The sequence below is a fragment of the Candidatus Woesearchaeota archaeon genome (assembly GCA_030651135.1).
Classification (GTDB): Archaea; Nanobdellota; Nanobdellia; order Woesearchaeales; family JACPBO01; genus JACPBO01.
The window spans coordinates 321,411-341,056 of record JAUSCS010000006.1 but is presented as its reverse complement, the minus strand read 5'-3'; the positions used below and the strand labels follow the sequence as shown (position 1 = coordinate 341,056).

Genomic DNA, 19,646 nt, shown 5'->3' with positions numbered 1-19,646 from the left:
TCTAAAATGGCGAGATAAGGCTTAAAATGACAGAATTTTGGTGTTTTAACATAGATCAAAATAACAGACTACAATAAATCTGCCAGCCTTTTTATGTCCCTGTTTGCTACATGAGTGTAGATCTGCGTTGTCTGCAGGTTTGCATGACCCAATAATTTTTGGATATGCCTTATATCTGCGCCAGCTTCAAGCAGATGAGTTGCGAAGCTGTGCCTAAATGTATGGGGAGTTACCCTTTTATTTATGCCTGCTTTCATTGCCGCGCTTTTAACTATAACTTGTATGGTCCTTTTGTTGTATTTCCTGCCAAGATTTGAAAGAAAAATAAGGCCTTCTTTCTTTAAGTTGAACATCGCAATAAACTGCTTTAGCTTTTGATGAAAGAAAATAACCCTGTCTTTGCTGCCTTTTGTTATTTTAAGGTGGATTACATCTCTGTCAAAATCAAGATCTTCCCATTTTAAGTTTACTATTTCGTCGAGCCTTACTCCGGTGTAATATAAAAACATGAGAATCAGCCTGTGGCGGAGATTTAATGTCGATTCAAACATTTTGGTTATCTCTTCCTTGCTTAAGACTGTAGGCAGCTTTCCGCCATTTTTTGCAAGAGGTATTTTCTCGTCAAACTTTTGGTTTAAGACGTGCTCATAAAAAAACTTAAGGGCAAAATAAACTGAGCGGATGGCAGATCTGCTCTTCTCGGTATATCCCAAAAGATATTCCCTTGGCTGTTTTCCAGATGCAAGAAAATTCTTTATCAAATTAAGATATGTCTTTTCAGTCTGCTTAGAGTATTTCCTCAGCCTCAGCTCTTCGCAAAGCTTGTCAAGGTAGGGCTCATTATCAGCCACATGATCATTCATGTCATCACTCACCATGGCAACCATATAAAAACAGAAAATAACAATACGTATATAAAAGTTTCGCTTAAACACGAAAAACAACTATTAAACAGCAATTAAAACTGCGTTTAATAGTTGTTAAATACAATCTTTTGTTACCTCTAACGAGGCTGGTGCCGTAAATAATAAAAATGCTATTGCCTTCGTTAAATCGTGAGACGGAGACGAGAAAAAACTAAATTGCTTCGCAACTAATTCTAACATTTATTTAACGGTTCGCTTCGCTCTCCCAAATTTTTTTAATGAATCGAAACGGGGGGGAATCGGGACTCGAATAATCTAAAGATTTGAACTATAGGGGGATGACTTGACATAATTTTCCATGAATTCCCAATCAGGATTGCCTTCTTTATCTGCTGGAAGTTTAATAACATCTTTAACTAATTTATTTAAAAATGCTTTTCTACCAAACCCGTATTTATATTTATTTTCTTTAAGTATTGTTACCACATATAATCCATTAAATTTATTTAACTTATCATGTTTTAATATACATATTTCATCACTAGCTGTAAATTCTCCTTCAACATAAAAACAATCTCCAAAAGTAGAATAAATAATGGCATCTTTCTCTATGAATAACGGATTTCCGATCATATCTGTTAACCCATTATTTTTATTTGATGCTGAATAATAACAACAGTCTCCTTTAGTCCTATCAACTTCAATTAATCGCATACCTCGTTTCATATTATTTTTGAATAAATCTTCAATTATAAACTCTTTCCATTTGGTAGTATTTATTTTTTTAGAGTTTATTTTCTTAATTATTTTATTAAAATGAATATTTTTAGACAATTTCTTAGTGTGTTCTTCCATGTATTTCCAGTCAGGATTGCCTTCTTTGTCGGCTGGAAGTAAAATCTTTTCTTTATTTAATCTGTAATCGCTGATTTCTCTAGCAAAACTATATTTTTGTTTCATGGACTCGATAATTGGTTTTAGAAACAATGCAATATGTGGATTCATTTTTATTGACTGGTCTTTGATCATTATGACAGTACAATGATCTGAACACACTATTGGATAAGGATGATAAAAACAATAGCCGACACTACCACTATTATTTACAGTTAGAACATTACGATATATTTTCATATAGGCTGGAGGATTGATATAGTTATCAATACCATTATTTATCATTGTAGAAGAAATATATGCAATATTTCCCTCTGTTTGATCTATGGTGGTTAACCTTTTTCCTCTATTAAAATTAAACACTTTATTAAACTCAAATGTTTTCCACTTTGATTTATCTAATTCATTCATCTTTTTCTCTTAAGACGCTATCTGCGCTTATTTTGTTTTCATTCAAAATCTCAAGTAAAGTAATTTCATCAACATCTTTGTCTAATAAATCTAATTTTAATTTTGTTGAAAAAACAACATATTCTTTTATACTATTAATAAAATTTTTATTCTCTAAGCTACTATAATCTGTTTTGGCGTGTGCTTGAATAATCCACTCGTCACCTTTTCCTATTTTTGTTTTTATTAAATGAATATCGTCCGCATATTTTTCGGGATTATTTATTTCTTCAAATAATCTCTTCTTGATATCCAACCATTTATTTAAAGCGTCCGTTCTTCCCCTATTTTTAGATAAAACAAAGCCATCATCTTTTAAATCATAAAATATCACTTTTTTATTATTATGAGGTATATTGGTTTCAAAAACAGCTATTGCTGTGTGCGTAGAAGCATTTGGTTGAAATAGTTCTTTAGGCATATTTATGACATATTTTAGAGTATGTTTTGATAATATTCTTTCTCTAATCTCTTCTTCTTTGATATAAGCTGAAAGAGGGGCGATTATTATTCCAAATTTACTTACTTTATCAAGCATATTTTCTAAAAATTGAATCTCTTTTTTAGTGGGTTTGTCTTTATTATCTTGACCCCCATAAGGAGGATTGATGAATCCTATTGTTGGGATTATACCTTCTTTTTTTAAATTATTAAGTATATATTTTGATTCGTCAGAAAATGAATCTGCATTAAATATTCTTGACTTTCCATCTCCCCTGAATAGCATATTAGAAATAGATAAAGCATACATGGTAGAACTTTTTTCAAATCCGATTAATTGATTTTGTTTTATTTTTTTGATTAACTCATTTTTAGTCCTAATATTTGATTGATTTATTTCTAAAATTATCTTATTCATAGCAGATATTAAAAATGCTCCAGTTCCACAACAAGTATCTAGGATTACATCATTATTTTTTATTTCTACTAATTCTGTAAATAATTTGGTAATGTGGCTTGGGGTTAAAACTATTCCATTTTTCACATTACTAATACCGGCATATCTTAAAAATTCTTCATAGAACTTGCCCAAAATATCATAATTTGTTTCTTTGGAGAATAAAGGGATGACATTTTTATCTAATTCTTCCAGAATCTCTTTTAAGATAGAAGTATTATTTAAGTCTTGATCGGTTTTGATAAAAGATAGCTCATTCGTCAAAACTTCTATTTTGTCTTTCGGTATTCCTTCGTCTTTTAGTATTTGTGTTATAGTTTCAGGTATATTATTTATAATGGTCTTTGATTCCCAACCAATATATCCATCTTTAAAATCATTTTTATTCCCTCTTGTAAATAAACATATCATCAATCCACTAAGTAAAACTGGTCTTTTCTGAGAATCCAAAGAACGAAGTTTATTATTTATTTTTTTAGATGATTCCGATACTTCTTTAATTAATTTTTCCATATCAACATTGTCAAAAAATGAAAGATAATCATCTTCGTTTAAGATTTCTTTAGTTTCAATGTCTTTTATTTCATTTTTGGTTATAATAAATGTAGAAATAAGATGGCTATACGAATCTAAAATATTTCCAGATACAGCTACTCCTATAATTTTCCAATTTCTTAAATATTTTTTTGTGGTTTCAGAAAAACTATTTGTATAACTCTCTTTGAAAAAAGAAAGATAGTGTTTTATTCCATCAACAGCATAATTTTCAGCATCATCTCCATTTTTTGATTGATGTTGTTTAATAGAATCTTTATTTTCGATTAGTATTAACAATTTGTTAGCTTCATTAATGTATAACAAGTCTGGTTCTCCCCTATTCCCTGTTTTCTTTTTACTTGCTTTATCTAGTATGGACTGAACGACCTTATTATCTGTTTTTTTAATATCCCAAGAATTTTTATATTTTTTTTTATCTTTTATGTAGTTATATAATAAAATGTCCTTTTTTGCCTCGTTTTTTCTTTCGTTCACCATCTTTTTTCCTCTTTTAATATAAATATTAGGGCATTTATAAAGCTTATCTGCACTTCTTTAGTAGCTTATGGGAATACGACTCATTGGATTATGAAGCAATCTTTCCTTTTAATTCGTCAAATGTCAGTCGCGCCATTAACTCTTTTTGTAAGATATCTGGCAATATAAATTGATCAAGTGTTTCTTTTGAATATGATTTCTGTTCTAATAAAGAATCATAAAAATTAAGTGTAGCTACTACATCCCATAAGCGCTGGAATGTCTGACACAGTAAATCTTTAATATCGTTGCTCATCTTTGGTTTATTTGTTATAAATTCTTGTAACATAGACTTAAAGTCGTAAAACAATTTTATAACTTCTGCTGTTTTTTGTTCTGGTGGTATTGAATTAATGAAACTATCTAAGTTTCTTAGGAGAATATCCTTATTTTTTTCAGGATTAGAAAGAAGCAACTGCATTTTTTCTAGTTCTAATAGTAATAAATATTGCTGTTTATTTTCAGTTTCGTATTGCTTCTTTCTAGCATTAAATGTATATTGCTCATCAGCAAAATCTTGAACTGCTTTTTTTATAATTGTCTGTAATTTGTTATCATTATCAAATTCCTCATCTTTGTATTCATCGAAAGTGTCTCCCCTTCTAACTCCAAAAATAGATATTTTTCCAAATCGGTACCAACCGGTTGGAACACTGATCTTAGCCCGTATCCATTGGTCGTCAAATATTTTGACAGATATTTTTTGGAGTTGTGTCGTATTGGGTGTAATTTGTTTAGTAGAGCGAAAATAATGTGTGATCTTTTTATAGATATAACCTGCGAAATGTTCAACATTTTTTTGTATAGGGAGGTTAAAATAAGTAGGGATATTTTTATCTCCAATTCCATATTTTACTGCAATATATTTTTTTTCAGAGTTAATAGTTCTTTCTTCAACCTGCCCTATTTTTTTAAGAAATTCCAACGTATCTTTAACGCTATTCCAATTTGTTTTTAGTATTAACGATAGCTCACCAATAGTCTTCTCCTGTTCATGAATATTATCTAAGACAGAAAGGATGAGATCTGTTTTTGATCGGCGCTCATTTCCCATACTTCTAAGTAAAATGGCTGAGTTTATAAACTTGTTGTACTACTTCTACTTAATAACGTTTAAACAACTTATAGGTATAAAACTACTTATAATGCATAAAGTTTATAAACAAGTAGTCTATTTTGAGGCTGTGCTTTTGCACGGAGGAATAAATTATGGCAAGAAGAACACCAGAAAAACAGAGTAAACATGATCGGAAAGTTGAAGCCGAAGCAGTTATCTTTCGAAATCAGGGATATAGCGTATGGGCTGACTTAGCAGGCTGGAGCAAACCAGACATTATTAATGGTCACATACCTGATGTGATAGCTAGAAAATGGGGTTGGGAGAAAGTTGTAGAGGTAGAAACAGAAGAATCTGTTGAACAGGATAAAGAGCAAATTGCGGCGTTTGAACGGTACGCTAATTCAAGACCAAATACTGAGTTTAAGCTAGTTATCGCTTACTAAATGGAGGTAGAAAAAATGGCACAAAAAATATTTGCATTGGGGCTTGGCGCCTCAGGTATTGTTGGAACTCTTATCGTTGCAGGTATCGCTCTGAAAGGATTGAATATCTCGCCTAATGCAGGAAGTACAGCTATCACTTTTGGAGTAGGCATAGGTGTGATTTTAGGCTTATTGGGTATCTTCGGAGTAATGAAGAGACTTGCATATTAAACGGAGGTGAAAAATATGAGAAGAACAGTTACTAAAGTTATCGATGGCGATACTTTTATCGTAAATCGAATGATAAATGGAACTAATAAAATACGTCTGGCAAATGTTAATGCACCAGAAAAAAATCAATTTGGTGGTAAGTCTGCCACGAGTACACTTCGAAATCTGATAAGTGGTGAAACAGTTACGATAGTTCCGGTAGGAAGAAGTTACGACAGAATTGTTGCTAATGTCAGAGTTGACAGGTCACTAGTAAATAAAAGAATGAAAGAAAGAGGATATTAATCCCGATTCCCCCCTTACGACTAACTTTTAGTCTACTACGCAGGAATTGATTAAACGATTCATTAAAAAAACTACGGCAATAGCATATATTTACGGTAACAAAAGACTTCTTCGGTTTAATATTCCTGCGGGAATTTAAACCTCGACCACGCTGCGCTCTCCTTACGCAAGTGAGAAATTTGATAATTTATTTTACACTCACTTGCTTCAGTCGGGGTATTTAACAGCGATTTAACGGCTCACTCCTTGCAGTCGTTCGACCCAAATCGTTTAATGTTCTGCGGAACTTAAACGACTTCGTTAAATCGCATACGTTAGCCAAAATTTTCTTACTGCCTAGTAGGTTCATACGCTTACGCTATTCCCGAAAATCAGATAGGTGCCTTCGTTTAGCAGTCCAACGAAAACGAGAATAATGAAATACCATACTTCATCTAACATTTGCTAAACGGTTACGCCTCCGCTTCACCCAAATTTTTACTTACTTTAAACGACTGGGGGTGGGGCTGACTAACGACTACCACTGGACAAGTGGACGTAAGATTTATAAACATATAATTTTATATGAATCCATATGGGCAGAAAAACTTTTGCATTAAGTCTAGATGAGAAAGTATATGAAAAATATAAAAAGTATTGTGAAGAAAATAATATGATTCTATCTAGGAAAGTTGAAACATTAATGAAAAAAGAACTTGAGGAAAATCACAAAAATGGTTGATATGACTCCAAAAATTAAAACAGGAAGTAAAAAAGTCTTATTGAATGAATTTATGAAGGAAATTGGAGAAATCTATTTTTATCATAAAGCGGAAGGCAGAAAAATTACTCCTGTAAATGATAAAGAAAAGAATGAACGAGCAAAACAACGACTTAAAGAGATTTTTACTAAATATAAAAATGATATTCCTAAAAAGTTTATTGCGAATTGGAGTAATGTTAAATTATTTGATGCTTCAGGAAACGTAGAAAATGCCCACGCAATATTATTAGAGCCCGAAGAAGGATCCTATGACCTTAAAAACAGACTTAATCATCTTACTGGAAAAGAGTGGACACTATTTTCATGCAGTTGGTTCATATTTAATGCACTTTTAAGTGATATAAAAGAAGAACGAGAAATTTGTGGAGATACAGAAGATCATCCGGCAACATATTCACCTACGATGATGGAACATTTTATTAAATTTTTTACGAAAGAGGGAATGTCCGTTTTAGATCCATTTACAGGTATTGGGAGTACATTAGTAGGTTGTAAAAGAACAGGAAGAGTAGGTTATGGTATAGAATTAAATACAAAATATTTTAATTCAGCATTAAAAAGAGTTCCTGAATTTAAAGAGAATATTATTAATGGAGACTCTAGAAATGTAAAAGATTATTTTAAAAATAAAAAATTTGATTTTTGTATTTCTTCGCCACCATATTGGGATGTATTGAATAGAAGCACTGGTTCTTTTGAAAAGATTAGAACTGCGAAAGGTTTGGATATAAAATATTCCGATAGTAATATTGATTTAGGAAACATTTCTGATTACGATAAATTTCTAGATGATGTTACTAAAATATATTTGGACATATACGATTTAATGAATGATAAGTCATATTTAGTAGTTATTGTTAAAAATATTAAGAAAGGGGGAAAGTTTTATCCTTTAGCTTGGGATATTGCAAAGATTCTATCTAAAAAATATGCTTTAAAAGATGAAAAAGTATGGATACAGGATAAAATGGGTTTAGCACCTTATGGGTATCCACACACATGGACAGCAAACATATTACATCATTATTGTTTAATATTTCGAAAGGAAAAAGAAAATGATAAAAACTGAAGTTAAATATTTAGTAAGTAAAATTTCGGAAGAGGACAATAAAGAAATGTCTAAAGTGTATGATTTACATAAATATTGGGCAAGAAAACCGTGGTATCCTATTTCTAGTTGTATACAAAAATATTCCAAAGAAGGCGATAGCGTTTTAGATATGTTTTTAGGTAGTGGAGTTACTGCGTTGGAAGCTGTTTCTATGAAAAGAAATTTTGTTGGTTTTGATTTAAACCCGATTAGTATTTTCATCTCTGAAAGTACCATCCTTAATCATTTTAATGAGAAATTATTCTTTAATGAACTAGAATTAATTAAACAGAAACTTTTGCCATTAGTTAAAGAGTTATATACTGTTTCTGATATTTGTTCGATCTGTGGTAATAATCTAATAATACAACACACAAACATAGGGCCAAGTTTTAAAGGTAAAGAAACAGCATACCTATTTTGTTCTGATTGCGGGAAAAAAACAAAATTAATTAGAAAAGTAACTAGTGAGGAATTGGCAAAATCAACAAAAAAATACAAAATTACAAAATGGATACCTAATAATAAGTTTCCAGAAAAATTCTATAAAGATAGATTTTCTTATAAAGGCGTTAAGAAAGTGACCGACATGTATACTCCTAGAAATTTGTATTTCTTATCAGAACTGTTAGATATAATCAAATCTTCAAACTTCCAATATATTAATTTATTCTTGTTGGCTTTTTCAAATACAGTATTGCATGCAAGTAAACTAAAAGGAGAAAATGTTAGACCTTTGAATGTTAATAATTACTGGATTCCAAATGATTATTTTGAAGAGAACCCCTGGTTAAGATTTTTAGACCGGATTGAATTAGTACTGGATAGTAAAAGAGCATTAAAGAAGAAAATTGGAGACACCGAAATAGGAAATTATAAACTTTATAATAAATCCTGTTTTAAGACAGGATTAAAAAAGAATTCGGTGGATTATATTATTACAGATCCTCCTTATGGAGAAGCTGTCCAATATTCTGAACTTTCATTTATCTGGAATTCTTGGTTAAATTATCAATATAAAATTGAAGAAGAAGTGGTTATAAATCCAGTTCAAAGCAAAGGTATCCCTGAATTTTTAGATCTTTTAGAGAAGAGCGTTGCTGAAGCTAATAGGGTTTTGAAAGATGGAAAAAGATACACTCTTTGCTTCCATAACAAAGAATTTAAAATTTGGAAAGGTGTTCTTGATATTTTCAAAAAATATAATTTTGTTTTAGAAAATACTGAAGTAGTTGATACTAATGGTCACTCTTATAATAAAAATTGGGCAAAATTTTCTCCTAAAACGGATTTATACCTTACATTTATTAAAGGAAAATATGAATCTACACATAGAACAGAAATATCTGCTCAAGAAATTTTGATGAATATTGTCACAAAAAATAAGAAGAGTAATCCTGCAACAATTTATGACCTCATTTCTGTTAATTTAATAAATGAATTATACTTCAATGAATATCAAATGGATATATCACATTTATCTATAAAAAGCATAGGTCAATTTATGGGAATGGTGCCAAATGGAAATTAATTCAAAAGAATTCATAAATATTATGAATAAAAACTTTGGCTATAAAATAATTGATACGAAGTTAGGTAAAGGAATAATTGTTGATTCTTTTACAGCATTTATATATTCTGCCGTTACTGGTGCAGGATACTTGGACGACCCATTATATCTATTTACACCTAAAGGATTAATGAAATTATTTTATAACGCTCTGGATTATAAATTTGTAACTGGAATATTTGATAATACTACTCTTAAAAATACCCCCCATATAATAGCACAATCTAAAAAATACCTATTTGATGGAGAAAAGATAATTATCCCCGTTGAGTTTGAGTCTGAAATAGAATTGCAAACAAAACTCAGGATATTTATATCGGAAATTTCTGGACCTTCAACTAAATATATTATTCAAAGAATTGAAAAATCAAAGAAAGGAAATGGAATGGAACCATTTATGGAATATCTTGCATGTGAAGTAATGAAAAATCAAGATTACATAGTTGAAAACCAAATCCCTTTAAGTCATAGTGCCGGTTCTCCTGACTTTGGAGGGTATAAACTAAATGAGGCGATTACATTTAATAAAATTCATTTAATAGAGTTATCATTAATCAGACTGGGATGGAATATTGAAAAACAATCTAAAAATGAAAAAGTATTTTGTGTAGTTGGGGAAGCAAAAACTAGTACCAGTCAAATTAAAAATCAAATTGAAAAATATTTGAAAACAAAATTCTTCAATAAATGCTATGAAATACATCCATCAAAACAACTTCCTTCAAATCCAAAATATGGGTTAATTACAATTGATGATGATTATAAAATTAAAATAATTGAAAGAATGTCTAATGATGTGCTATTTCAGGTTGATAAACAAAAAGAATATGCTTCTTGGCTATCTAATTATCTAAAATATTATTTAATCGCTAACCTGACTAATGATGAGTTCATTAAATTCTTTCAAGAAAAAAGAAATAAAAAGATTTCAGGAGTAAAAGATATAATTAATTTTGTAAATAATTTATCTTATGAAGAAATTTTTAATAAAATAGGGGAAATTTGCAATGGCTCTTTCAAGCGATGAAATAATTAAAAGAGAAATCTTACAAAAGATTGGGACAAGATGTAATGGGCTCTCACTAAGAGTATTTCCACAATCAAGCAATGATGATCAAAAAGCATTTAGTGATGGCGGGCTTACTTTTGGTGTTAATGGTATTGCATATGGTTCCTGTGATGCTTGTTGGGTAAAAAGAGGAAATTGGAAAGATCCATTAACAGGAAAAACTACAACGGAAATCCCTGTTATCGCTTTAGAAGGAACAGATGCATTAAATCGTGGTTCTTCTGGAAATGCACAATATCAGCGTTTTCATCATGCTCTTGGTGCTGTTAAAGCGGGCATAATCGGAGTGTATTATCTTAAAAGAGGGATTCACAAAATTCAAGAAGATTTATTTGGAATGGCTTATTTTGCTTCCAAAGTTGAAAAAGGTAAATATTTGATAATAGATGATTTGGATGAATTGCGAGAATTACTATTAGCTCACGGTCAAGAAGATACATTAAACAAATTCATAGATAATAAGCTTAAAGCCATGTTTGCAATTTTTAACGGAAAATTTCAAGAGTTATATGGTGGTTCTTGGGATGAATTTGCTAAGAAAAGGTCAACTATTGTCAAGAAAGATCATATTATAAAGTATTCCGGTAGAATGAAAAGAAATTTTACTGATGGTTCCCAAAGAGCCGGTCATATAGCCGTTGGTGAAATGTTTCTAACAAAGTATTTTTTCCCAGAAAAGAAATTTTATTATTTATGGCCTAAGATGACGAGAGAAGATGTTGAATTTTTAGATACACATAAACCAGATGATAAAGAATGGAAACTGTTGAGAAACGAACCAGGTGTAACAATAATTACCATTGATGAACTTGAAGGTGTACCTCAAAAGTTAATCAGAAAATTAAAATCAATAAAAGATAAGCCTTTGAAAGGAAAAACATTAACCATTTTTAATAATATTACAAAAATTATAAAAGACGGACTAGAAACAAATAAAATCAGAATTATTGATGGAAGCTGTGTTGAAAGAGGCGTTTGAAAAATAAACTTAAAATTTTATTTCAGATACTAAATCTTCAGCACTTAATCTAATCTCATCTTTATACAAGTCTATATCATGTTTTTTAAGAATTATTTTTCTAGAATGTGCAGCAGTATCTCCAAATAGCTTGATTTTTGGTAAGTGTTGCTTTGTCTGCGATGACATTTTAATATCTTTATCATTTATAGTCCTACTTATTAGGGCATTCAACTTTAAAAATTGTCCATCCACATCCTTAATTCTATCCTCTATTTTTTTATTCTCATAAATTTCTATAATAAGTGTTTCAAATAAACGACGTAACATTGTTGAACAAGCATCATAGTACTTGTCCCTGTAACACCCATTGATTTGTATGGCTACTTTTTTAATGTAATCTTTTGTTTCGTCAAAAATTTCAATAGGAATTACAATTTCTTTAGGACTAAATGATAAGTTTATGGATAGATCATCTACCCCTATAATTTTCTGTGCAGGAGGCAATAAAGAATATACTGTAACTCCATCTTCTCTTTGTAGTACTTCTACCTCATCACCAAGGAATGGGTTTAAAGCTCCTCTTATTGCTTGTGAAGTTGTATTTTTTTTGAATTTTATTTTTAAAATAGAGGCTATCTCTGACGCAGAAAGCTGCTTTATTCCCAATTCTACTTCTAATACATGAAGAATAAAATATGCCCTGAGCTTATTCTGTTCAAATCCTTTTATAGAAGGGTATTTTGACCAATCTATCTTTTTTGCATTCAGCTTTTTTATAAGCTCAGTTAGTTGTGGCATCGCTAGTATTCATCTCTGCTAATTTTGTATCGATATATTTTTCTCCTTCATGTGCAAGGTGGTATTTGTAACCCACTCCACCTTTGACAGATACCTGTTTTCGATTTACGTATTTTTTAGCATTCATTAATTGCATGCTAACAGCATACTGTGTCGTCTTTAGTCTGAAATTATCCCACAATACTGCTGAAACTTGAGAGGGTAACAGTCCGTCAATATTTAATTTATCTTTAGCTATTTTAAGTGTATATAATGACTTATCAAGCGCATTCTTTAAGTTAAACATCAGAGGATATTCTGTTCGATTAATCCCTGCGATGAGCTTTTTGGTTAATTCGTCAAATTCATTGGGTTTTGAAGCGTTGCTTTTCTTATATTTCTTTTTTGCTTTGGGAGTACCTTTTTGGGGTATATTTTTTCCTTTCGTAATTCCCGTTTCCAATAATTTGTTTAATATTGTTTGAAAAGCACTCTGCTTTAAATCAGCAGGTAAATCTTTTACAGCATCATTAGCGGCAGTTGTTATTTCTTTTAATCTTTCAGCATCCATTTTAGACGACCTCCGTCACTTTTTTAATGATAAAAGTGTTCTCATTTAAATACTTTTCGTTTTTTAATGTTATATTTATACTTGAATACAAATCTTAGCATATATCAAATAAACATATTTATACCGTCTAACTAACCAACTGACTAACTACCTAATTAAGTAAGTACCTATTAAATTGAAGTTTAAAAAGTTAAATAAGAACGACGAACGCCCCACCCCCACGACTAAACTATTGTCTGCTCCGCAGTTATTGATGTTAAAGTAAGTAAAAACTACGGCACCTATCTGATTTTCGGCAGTAAGAAAACTTCTCCGCTTTTTTTCTGCGGAAAAAAATGCTCGACCCCGTTGCACTCTCGCTTCGCTCGGGTCGGCTAACAGGAATTTAACGGAAACCTCGTTGCACTTCGGTTTCCCAAATTTTTTCTCATCTCTCAAAATCCTCGCAACTCTGAAAAATGCGGGTTGCCTCATTTTTCGAGGCTCGGATTTTAGAGGAGAAAAAACTTCGTTAAATTCCGATGTTAAGTTCAATTGTGTTTAAGTTCTAATTACGATTTACGGGGGGAGTTCGGTGCTTCGCACATATTGTATTTTCCTTCGTAAAATCTAGTTTATTGTAGAAAGGGGGAGTTCTAAAATTAAATGGGGGGAGTATTCACAAGACAAAAGGGGCATTGACATCTTTTTCAATAATCTCCTCAGGGAAATCATATTTTATTAAAACATCTCTTCCAGATACTTCCTTCTTCAATGAAGTATCGATCTTCATGCTGTTCTAACCTCCTTGGAAATTATAAACAACATGTAAGATTCCCGTATAAGAAGACGGAAATATGGGGCATTAATTATATCTTGTCATGTCCTAAGCTTCTATGAATCAGAAATTCTTGTGAGACTCCAGGTCTTAAACCTTGTTCGGCATCCTGCCTTCCAATGTTCGAGTTGTTTATCGAGAGACAAAGGTCCAGAACCTTTCTCAATATTTGCATTCCAAGTATCTTGATATGCAGACCAACCTTCATCACCCATATAGTCTTGGTGCGGTATAGGAATGCTACGAATAACTTTTGCATCATCACTCACATAAAAACCAGTGGGATTGGCAAAATTGCCTGTTAAGGAAAAACTTGATAGGGCCTTGCTCGTCCGATCATTAGGGTTTTCAAGTAAACTAAAAACCATGCCAGTCCAATCAAGCTGTAAACTTTCTCCGTCTTCCATAATTACATTATGCGCAGGATCAGCCGGGTCTCTTGGAAGCCAAGGCATAACTAGTTCAGAATAACGATTATTAACTGGTTTATAACCATCAGACCCAGTCTGAAAGTCAGGGTCATCAAACCATACGTTTAAAACCCTAACATCAAAAAGGTCACGCCTACTATACACGTGATCGTTACCTTCATCATCATGTTCAGGAATAGACCCTAATTTGATTCGAAGCATAAGAGTTGCAGGAATCCAACCTGTGCCATCAGGAGCTAAATAAGTTCGCCCATCAGGAAGAGTCTTTTTAATATGCGGACAAGTAGGATTGTATTCATACTCTAACTTGCCTTCATAAGTTCCTTCATACATTGATTTTGTCGGAGCATTTACTCTAGCGCCACCTTGTCTTGGAATCACTCTTGACTCCTCTACTCCTGATTCTTCTTTTGGAACAGAAGGCTCCTCCTTTTTTGAAGTAATCCTGGGAGTATCACAATGCTTTGCAAGATCCTCCAAATATTGCACCCCACTTAATTTCTGGCCATCTTTAAAGACCCAAGTAGGATATTTAGTTATGCCTTCTTTCTTGCATTCTTCAGAACCAACACCATCGCATTCGATGTATGTGATATATTTGAAATCCCCTCCAAAATGCGCTTTTTGGTCATCGCAATCAGAACATGAAGATGCGCCATATAATTTTGCGCCGCTAGCAGCAAGGCACTTTGCAACGTCTGCTGCTGTTGGCGGAGCCTGTGTACAGCCACTAATAAAAATAATGAAAACCAAAAGGGCAAAAATAGAAAGAAAACTTACGCTCTTTTTTTTGGTTCTTAACATCCTATTGTTAGTTAAAAGTAATTAGTATTTAAACATACTCATTTAGACTTCGACAAAGATTGATAGAACAACGAACTCCCCCCGTGCTTCGCACATTTACACTCACTACGCTCGAATTGATTGGAACTTAAACACAACTCTGTGGACGCAGGTTTCCCACACTTGTGTATGGAAAAAGAATAGAACAGGAATTCCGATGTTAAGTTCAATAATTTTTAGTAGCTAAAAGTTAAAACATAGTAATCAACAAACCACACACATCCATCACCGTCTAAAATGTGATTTGCCCTGATGAGGCCTAAACCTTCTCGAGCGCCCTCTTTGATTCCTTGGCGGCGGCCGAGCAGCCGCACCGGCAGCATTCTGCGCTTGATCTGAATGATAAGCATGAGGCATAACTTCGATCTTCAATCGGATCAATCTCTCAATATCCCTAAGAAAATCCCGTTCAGCAGCAGCGCAAAAAGAATACGCTGTACCATCCGCCCCTGCCCGCGCAGTCCTGCCAATTCGGTGAACATAACCTTCAGGCTCGTTAGGAAGTTCAAAATTAATAACGTGAGAGATATCATCAATATCAATACCGCGCGCAGCAATATCCGTCGCGACTAACACTTTAGTTCTGCCGGATTTAAAACTCTGAAGCGCCTGTGTTCGAGCACCTTGCGACTTGTTGCCATGAATTGCAACGGCATCGACATTATGGCTGCACAGATAAGCTGCGACCTTATTTGCGCGATGCTTTGTGCAAGTAAAGACTAAGACACGAGTAAGATGCTTTTGCAATAGAAGATCTAAGAGCAGTTTTTCCTTAGCAGCTGAATCAACAAAAAATACACACTGTTTGACACTTTCAACAGTGGTAGCTTGCGGCGCAACCTCAACATGAACAGGATTCCTCAGCAGTTGATGCGCAAGCTGACTAACCTGTGGCGGCATCGTTGCAGAGAAAAAAAGTGATTGCCGTTTGTGCGGTAATTTTGCGATGATTTTCTTGATATCCTGAATGAAGCCCATATCAAGCATTCTATCAGCTTCATCCAAAACAAAGAACTCAATATCTTTTAAACTCACTTTGCCTTGATTCATTAAATCAAGCAGCCGTCCAGGTGTCGCAACAACAATATCAACGCCTCGGGCTACAGCATCAACTTGCTGCCCTTGACCAACGCCGCCGAAAATAACCGTATGTTTAAATTTAAGAAACTTGCCGTACGCAGCAAAACTATCGCCAATCTGCGCAGCAAGTTCTCGCGTCGGCGCAAGCACAAGTGTACGAAGCACACGAGGATATTTTTCAGTCATCCGCTGGAGAATAGGCAGCACAAATGCGGCAGTTTTACCCGTTCCTGTCTGAGCTATGCCTATCAGATCTTTGCCCATTAAAAGGTCAGGAATAGCCTTCAATTGTATCGGCGTCGGCGTAATATAACTTTGTTGCGCAAGCGCCCTTTGAAGCGGTTCGATGAGATTAAGGTGTTGAAATGACATTGTATTGTGTAATTACTCAAAAAACAGGCCATGTTTTTAAAAGCATCGATTATGGAGGGTGATTTTCAATTAATTTTTGAGAACATAATAGCGCCATCACCCCACTCCCTAACGAACGACTAAAACGAAATGTCCCCCTTTATTTTTGTTTTTTATGTATCGCTTTGCTTTTTTGATTGAACACGAGCCACTAAAAATTACTTTGCGGAACGCAATTTTCCAGAATGTCGAAAATTTTTATAATGAACTGATAAACTTTGCAAAGGAACATATAACTGTAAAGAAACCTGAAGATTTAATTTCCTAATGTGTTAATGGCGCTGAGATCGAATGCCTCTTTTGATAGCTTCTTTCGAATAGTTCTTATTTCCTTAACAGAATCTCCTGTATTTGGAATTGAGCCAACTTGCTTTTCAAGTATTAATTTTCTAAGTGCATCTCTAACAACATCGGACTTATTAGTGTAGAGGCCTCTTTCTACTAATCTATCTACTTCTTCTATAATGCCTTGAGGCAACCTGACCTGAGTTACTGCCATTGTCATGGTGATATGAGTGTAGTACACATGTACTATATTAATCTTTTGGTTTTTGTGCCTTTACGTAATAAACCCGGCGTATAAACTATAACTAAAATTTGCCGAGCCAGCAACTGCTACCGCTCGGTCAGCCACACTTCATTTCATTCGTAAGGCTGACTCGGCTAACAGGCATGTGTTATATCCAATAATCTTGAGAGGCTAAAAAAAGTCTGATCCTGAATGGAAATTGCCAGTCACTCTGGAAACGGTATATGGAGATTTGCTATTGTGATCGTGCTTTCTTTAGAGTTCCCTGCATCTACCTCTTCCTGAGGTGTTTCTTTCTTGACATTGACGGTTATTTTATATTTGTCTGCCCAGCTTCCCTGAATATATGCGCCAATGCTGCCAATCTCAGTGTAGCTTCTCGGGGTATATTCCGAGCAGTCTTCTTCAGGATCCACCGGCTGCACTGTCTCTGAAACTTCTATCTGGATTGACCTGCTGATAATCTGGCCAGAAAATGTTCCATCTTTATAAACTTCAACAGAACCATCGTTTTTCGTTAGGTCTGCTCTTCCGATACTCGATTTTGTTATAGTCAAACAGCTATCAGAAGATACATCAGAATATGTCCACTCGATCTTTCCTCTTTGCCAGACATATGTTCTGGCATCGGAATTAACCCAATCTAATATAGTTTGTTCTTTCAAATCCCCGAGTATTGATGCGGTCATTGAAGTTTTGTAATTGCCGTTTGTGTTGATAGAATCATATTTGAATTCGACTGAGCTGCAGTCGCGCGGCACAGTTAAATAGAGTTTTTCAGCGCCTGTTACAAGATCATCCACAGCAGTAACCTTTCCAAGACGATATATGCCCTCATCTGCCAGATCATCTATGCCTGTGAGCTGAGCAAGCTCTATCAATGGAATCAAATCGTTTTGGCATAGGTCTGTTCTTTTGAGGGTATTGTCAATCTTAGCGCGTATCTTTCCGATTATCATGTTATAGAATTCATCAGAAGTATCAAGTCCGGACATCTGCGCTAAACTGAGCGCATTCAAATCTGCCTTGATTGTTGCATCCGGATCATCCACAATCTGCTGAATATACTCTTTCCATGCGCTCATATCCTGCTGCCCATTTCCATCAGGATTTTCTGCAGGAGGCAATCCTCCACTATCTCCACCCGACGTTCCGCTGCCAGAATCACCGCCGGATGAACCACCACCAGAATCTCCTGTTGCCGGAGGTTGGCTTCCAGATGAACCAGAATCTCCTCCTGAGGCGTCTCCATTACTGCTGCCAGTCCTGCCTCCTCCTCCGCCTGCCCAAGTCTGATTACCGCCTGGATTCTGCGAGGTGCAGCCACTTAATGTAAAAACTAAGAATAAAGAAACAACCAATATCGCAATTCCGGATTTTTTTATTTTCATAATAGCTGTTTTCCGTCCATTCAAAATATCCTTCAAAGATATTTACTCCATATCACTATAAAAACTTTTCGGCGGCCTCTGGAACTGCGGCGCTCATTTCAATCGTTGGAACAGATAATAGCAACCACATACATTGTCAGAACATCTTCAAATTCACAATTTCTTCACAATATTATCCCCAACCTTAAATCCATGGCCGCAGTAAACGCATTTCTTGATCTTCTTCGTGAGAATTCCATCTTTATTTTGATATTTCATTTCCTGCTTGCATTTTGGGCATTTTAATAGAAGCATCATTCTTCCTCTGTTTCTTTGCTGTTTTCTTCGCTTTCAGATTCTTCTTGCTCTGCATCAGCTTCTTCCGGACTTTCTTCTTTGTCTTTTTCTGCTTCTTCTGCAGTTGTTTCTTTTTCTTCGCTTGCTTCCTCTCCGGATTTTCCTTCCTCAGTTTCTTTTTCCGCTTCTTCAGGCTCATCAACAACTTCCAGATCACCAAGCTTCTCTTTATCTTCTTCAATCTTCGGCTCTTCAAAAACTTCGAGCTTGTCCAGCTTTTCAATCTCTTCTTCAGCTTCTTTTCTCTTTTTTTCAGTTTCATCTTTTTCCTGCTTTAGCTTATCAATGTTTTTCTGCTTTGCTTCCTCGATGTCTTTTTCCTTCTGCTCAATAGCTTCTTCAATCTGCTTAAAATCAGAAAACTTCTCTTTCAGGTCTTTTTCAGGAAGATCAAAATAGTGGAAGAATTTCTCAGTTAATTTCAATTTAAAAGTCCTGCCGAATTTTTCCTTTACAACATACCCTGCTTCTTCCAATAATTTAATGTCTTCATATGCCTTGTTAGTTCTTATTTTTATTACATCTGCCTGCACAACAGGATACTTGAATGCAATAACAGCAAGTGTTTCCATGCAGCTTTTGCTCAGCTCTGTTTCTGTAACAATGTTTTTTACAAGATCAAGGTATCTCTCCCTTACAGTAAGCTTCCAGCTGCTGCCTTCCTCGACAAGCATCAAAGGCGATTCCTTTTCTTCATATTCTGCCTGCAATATTATGAGCTGTTCCCTTACAAGCTCCGGATTAGAACGGCATAACTTAGCCAATTCTTCAACATTCATCTTTCTGCCGGATGAAAATAATAATGCTTCAACCTCTTTTTTGTCCAT

Annotated in this window: 20 protein-coding genes; 8 read left to right on the top strand and 12 right to left on the bottom strand. The window is 34.0% G+C overall.

Going from position 1 to position 19,646, the window contains the following annotated elements; genetic code table 11:
- Positions 1-68 precede the first annotated feature (68 nt).
- From Q7J54_01950 to Q7J54_01935, 4 genes are all read right to left on the bottom strand, one after another.
- Positions 69-887: a tyrosine-type recombinase/integrase gene (locus Q7J54_01950; protein ID MDO8740319.1), complete on the bottom strand. Its 819-nt coding sequence runs from the start codon at positions 885-887 to the stop codon at positions 69-71.
- Between the two features lie 294 nt (positions 888-1,181).
- Positions 1,182-2,171 (bottom strand): restriction endonuclease subunit S, encoded by a 990-nt coding sequence (locus tag Q7J54_01945; protein ID MDO8740318.1) that lies wholly within the window; start codon positions 2,169-2,171, stop codon positions 1,182-1,184.
- Positions 2,164-4,143 carry an N-6 DNA methylase gene (locus tag Q7J54_01940; protein MDO8740317.1) on the bottom strand — a complete coding sequence of 660 codons (1,980 nt, stop codon included), beginning with the start codon at positions 4,141-4,143 and terminating at the stop codon, positions 2,164-2,166. Before Q7J54_01940 ends, Q7J54_01945 begins: the two co-directional genes overlap by 8 nt.
- 88 nt (positions 4,144-4,231) lie before the next feature.
- Positions 4,232-5,236 carry a hypothetical protein gene (locus Q7J54_01935; GenBank protein ID MDO8740316.1) on the bottom strand — a complete coding sequence of 335 codons (1,005 nt, stop codon included), beginning with the start codon at positions 5,234-5,236 and terminating at the stop codon, positions 4,232-4,234.
- Between the two features lie 155 nt (positions 5,237-5,391).
- On the opposite strand from Q7J54_01935, the gene Q7J54_01930 reads away from it, so the two are divergent.
- The 8 genes from Q7J54_01930 (at position 5,392) to Q7J54_01895 (ending at position 11,651) form a co-directional block, all read left to right on the top strand.
- Positions 5,392-5,685: a hypothetical protein gene (locus Q7J54_01930; GenBank protein ID MDO8740315.1), complete on the top strand. Its 294-nt coding sequence runs from the start codon at positions 5,392-5,394 to the stop codon at positions 5,683-5,685.
- A 15-nt stretch (positions 5,686-5,700) separates the two neighbouring features.
- The gene (locus tag Q7J54_01925) at positions 5,701-5,895 is read left to right on the top strand and encodes a hypothetical protein (protein ID MDO8740314.1); all 195 of its coding nucleotides are present in this window, start codon (positions 5,701-5,703) and stop codon (positions 5,893-5,895) included.
- Positions 5,896-5,910: 15 nt separating this feature from the next.
- Positions 5,911-6,180: a thermonuclease family protein gene (locus Q7J54_01920; protein ID MDO8740313.1), complete on the top strand. Its 270-nt coding sequence runs from the start codon at positions 5,911-5,913 to the stop codon at positions 6,178-6,180.
- 574 nt (positions 6,181-6,754) lie between these two features.
- Positions 6,755-6,901 carry a hypothetical protein gene (locus tag Q7J54_01915; GenBank protein MDO8740312.1) on the top strand — a complete coding sequence of 49 codons (147 nt, stop codon included), beginning with the start codon at positions 6,755-6,757 and terminating at the stop codon, positions 6,899-6,901.
- Positions 6,894-8,012 (top strand): DNA methyltransferase, encoded by a 1,119-nt coding sequence (locus Q7J54_01910; GenBank protein MDO8740311.1) that lies wholly within the window; start codon positions 6,894-6,896, stop codon positions 8,010-8,012. The genes Q7J54_01915 and Q7J54_01910 overlap by 8 nt, the downstream gene beginning before the upstream one ends.
- The gene (locus Q7J54_01905; GenBank protein MDO8740310.1) at positions 7,999-9,564 is read left to right on the top strand and encodes a DNA methyltransferase; all 1,566 of its coding nucleotides are present in this window, start codon (positions 7,999-8,001) and stop codon (positions 9,562-9,564) included. Before Q7J54_01910 ends, Q7J54_01905 begins: the two co-directional genes overlap by 14 nt.
- Positions 9,554-10,630 carry a hypothetical protein gene (locus Q7J54_01900; GenBank protein MDO8740309.1) on the top strand — a complete coding sequence of 359 codons (1,077 nt, stop codon included), beginning with the start codon at positions 9,554-9,556 and terminating at the stop codon, positions 10,628-10,630. The genes Q7J54_01905 and Q7J54_01900 overlap by 11 nt, the downstream gene beginning before the upstream one ends.
- Positions 10,611-11,651: a hypothetical protein gene (locus Q7J54_01895; protein ID MDO8740308.1), complete on the top strand. Its 1,041-nt coding sequence runs from the start codon at positions 10,611-10,613 to the stop codon at positions 11,649-11,651. The genes Q7J54_01900 and Q7J54_01895 overlap by 20 nt, the downstream gene beginning before the upstream one ends.
- A 9-nt stretch (positions 11,652-11,660) precedes the next feature.
- Here Q7J54_01895 and Q7J54_01890 read toward each other — a convergent pair whose 3' ends face one another.
- The 8 genes from Q7J54_01890 to scpB form a co-directional block, all read right to left on the bottom strand.
- Positions 11,661-12,431, bottom strand: a complete 771-nt coding sequence (locus Q7J54_01890; protein ID MDO8740307.1) for a DUF4145 domain-containing protein — start codon at positions 12,429-12,431, stop codon at positions 11,661-11,663.
- Complete coding sequence (locus Q7J54_01885) at positions 12,415-12,981, bottom strand: hypothetical protein (GenBank protein ID MDO8740306.1); 567 nt, start codon at positions 12,979-12,981, stop codon at positions 12,415-12,417. Before Q7J54_01885 ends, Q7J54_01890 begins: the two co-directional genes overlap by 17 nt.
- Before the next feature lie 873 nt (positions 12,982-13,854).
- Positions 13,855-15,033, bottom strand: coding sequence for a hypothetical protein (locus Q7J54_01880; GenBank protein ID MDO8740305.1), 1,179 nt, complete (start codon positions 15,031-15,033; stop codon positions 13,855-13,857).
- A 264-nt stretch (positions 15,034-15,297) separates the two neighbouring features.
- A complete protein-coding gene (locus Q7J54_01875) occupies positions 15,298-16,524 on the bottom strand; it encodes a DEAD/DEAH box helicase (GenBank protein MDO8740304.1) in 1,227 nt (408 codons plus the stop codon).
- A 295-nt stretch (positions 16,525-16,819) separates the two neighbouring features.
- Positions 16,820-17,062 carry a ribbon-helix-helix domain-containing protein gene (locus Q7J54_01870; protein MDO8740303.1) on the bottom strand — a complete coding sequence of 81 codons (243 nt, stop codon included), beginning with the start codon at positions 17,060-17,062 and terminating at the stop codon, positions 16,820-16,822.
- A gap of 236 nt (positions 17,063-17,298) precedes the next feature.
- Entirely contained in the window at positions 17,299-18,483 is a 1,185-nt protein-coding gene (locus Q7J54_01865; GenBank protein MDO8740302.1) for a hypothetical protein, read from the bottom strand.
- A gap of 153 nt (positions 18,484-18,636) precedes the next feature.
- On the bottom strand, positions 18,637-18,780 hold the full coding sequence (locus Q7J54_01860) for a hypothetical protein (GenBank protein MDO8740301.1): 144 nt from the start codon (positions 18,778-18,780) through the stop codon (positions 18,637-18,639).
- Positions 18,777-19,646 carry an SMC-Scp complex subunit ScpB gene (gene scpB / locus Q7J54_01855; protein ID MDO8740300.1) on the bottom strand — a complete coding sequence of 290 codons (870 nt, stop codon included), beginning with the start codon at positions 19,644-19,646 and terminating at the stop codon, positions 18,777-18,779. The genes Q7J54_01860 and scpB overlap by 4 nt, the downstream gene beginning before the upstream one ends.

Coding starts and splice junctions, on each gene's coding strand:
- Q7J54_01950 (MDO8740319.1), bottom strand. CDS start 887: ATGGTTGCCATGGTGAGTGATGACATGAATGATCATGTGGCTGATAAT.
- Q7J54_01945 (MDO8740318.1), bottom strand. CDS start 2,171: ATGAATGAATTAGATAAATCAAAGTGGAAAACATTTGAGTTTAATAAA.
- Q7J54_01940 (MDO8740317.1), bottom strand. CDS start 4,143: ATGGTGAACGAAAGAAAAAACGAGGCAAAAAAGGACATTTTATTATAT.
- Q7J54_01935 (MDO8740316.1), bottom strand. CDS start 5,236: ATGGGAAATGAGCGCCGATCAAAAACAGATCTCATCCTTTCTGTCTTA.
- Q7J54_01930 (MDO8740315.1), top strand. CDS start 5,392: ATGGCAAGAAGAACACCAGAAAAACAGAGTAAACATGATCGGAAAGTT.
- Q7J54_01925 (MDO8740314.1), top strand. CDS start 5,701: ATGGCACAAAAAATATTTGCATTGGGGCTTGGCGCCTCAGGTATTGTT.
- Q7J54_01920 (MDO8740313.1), top strand. CDS start 5,911: ATGAGAAGAACAGTTACTAAAGTTATCGATGGCGATACTTTTATCGTA.
- Q7J54_01915 (MDO8740312.1), top strand. CDS start 6,755: ATGGGCAGAAAAACTTTTGCATTAAGTCTAGATGAGAAAGTATATGAA.
- Q7J54_01910 (MDO8740311.1), top strand. CDS start 6,894: ATGGTTGATATGACTCCAAAAATTAAAACAGGAAGTAAAAAAGTCTTA.
- Q7J54_01905 (MDO8740310.1), top strand. CDS start 7,999: ATGATAAAAACTGAAGTTAAATATTTAGTAAGTAAAATTTCGGAAGAG.
- Q7J54_01900 (MDO8740309.1), top strand. CDS start 9,554: ATGGAAATTAATTCAAAAGAATTCATAAATATTATGAATAAAAACTTT.
- Q7J54_01895 (MDO8740308.1), top strand. CDS start 10,611: ATGGCTCTTTCAAGCGATGAAATAATTAAAAGAGAAATCTTACAAAAG.
- Q7J54_01890 (MDO8740307.1), bottom strand. CDS start 12,431: ATGCCACAACTAACTGAGCTTATAAAAAAGCTGAATGCAAAAAAGATA.
- Q7J54_01885 (MDO8740306.1), bottom strand. CDS start 12,981: ATGGATGCTGAAAGATTAAAAGAAATAACAACTGCCGCTAATGATGCT.
- Q7J54_01880 (MDO8740305.1), bottom strand. CDS start 15,033: ATGTTAAGAACCAAAAAAAAGAGCGTAAGTTTTCTTTCTATTTTTGCC.
- Q7J54_01875 (MDO8740304.1), bottom strand. CDS start 16,524: ATGTCATTTCAACACCTTAATCTCATCGAACCGCTTCAAAGGGCGCTT.
- Q7J54_01870 (MDO8740303.1), bottom strand. CDS start 17,062: ATGGCAGTAACTCAGGTCAGGTTGCCTCAAGGCATTATAGAAGAAGTA.
- Q7J54_01865 (MDO8740302.1), bottom strand. CDS start 18,483: ATGAAAATAAAAAAATCCGGAATTGCGATATTGGTTGTTTCTTTATTC.
- Q7J54_01860 (MDO8740301.1), bottom strand. CDS start 18,780: ATGATGCTTCTATTAAAATGCCCAAAATGCAAGCAGGAAATGAAATAT.
- scpB (MDO8740300.1), bottom strand. CDS start 19,646: ATGGACAAAAAAGAGGTTGAAGCATTATTATTTTCATCCGGCAGAAAG.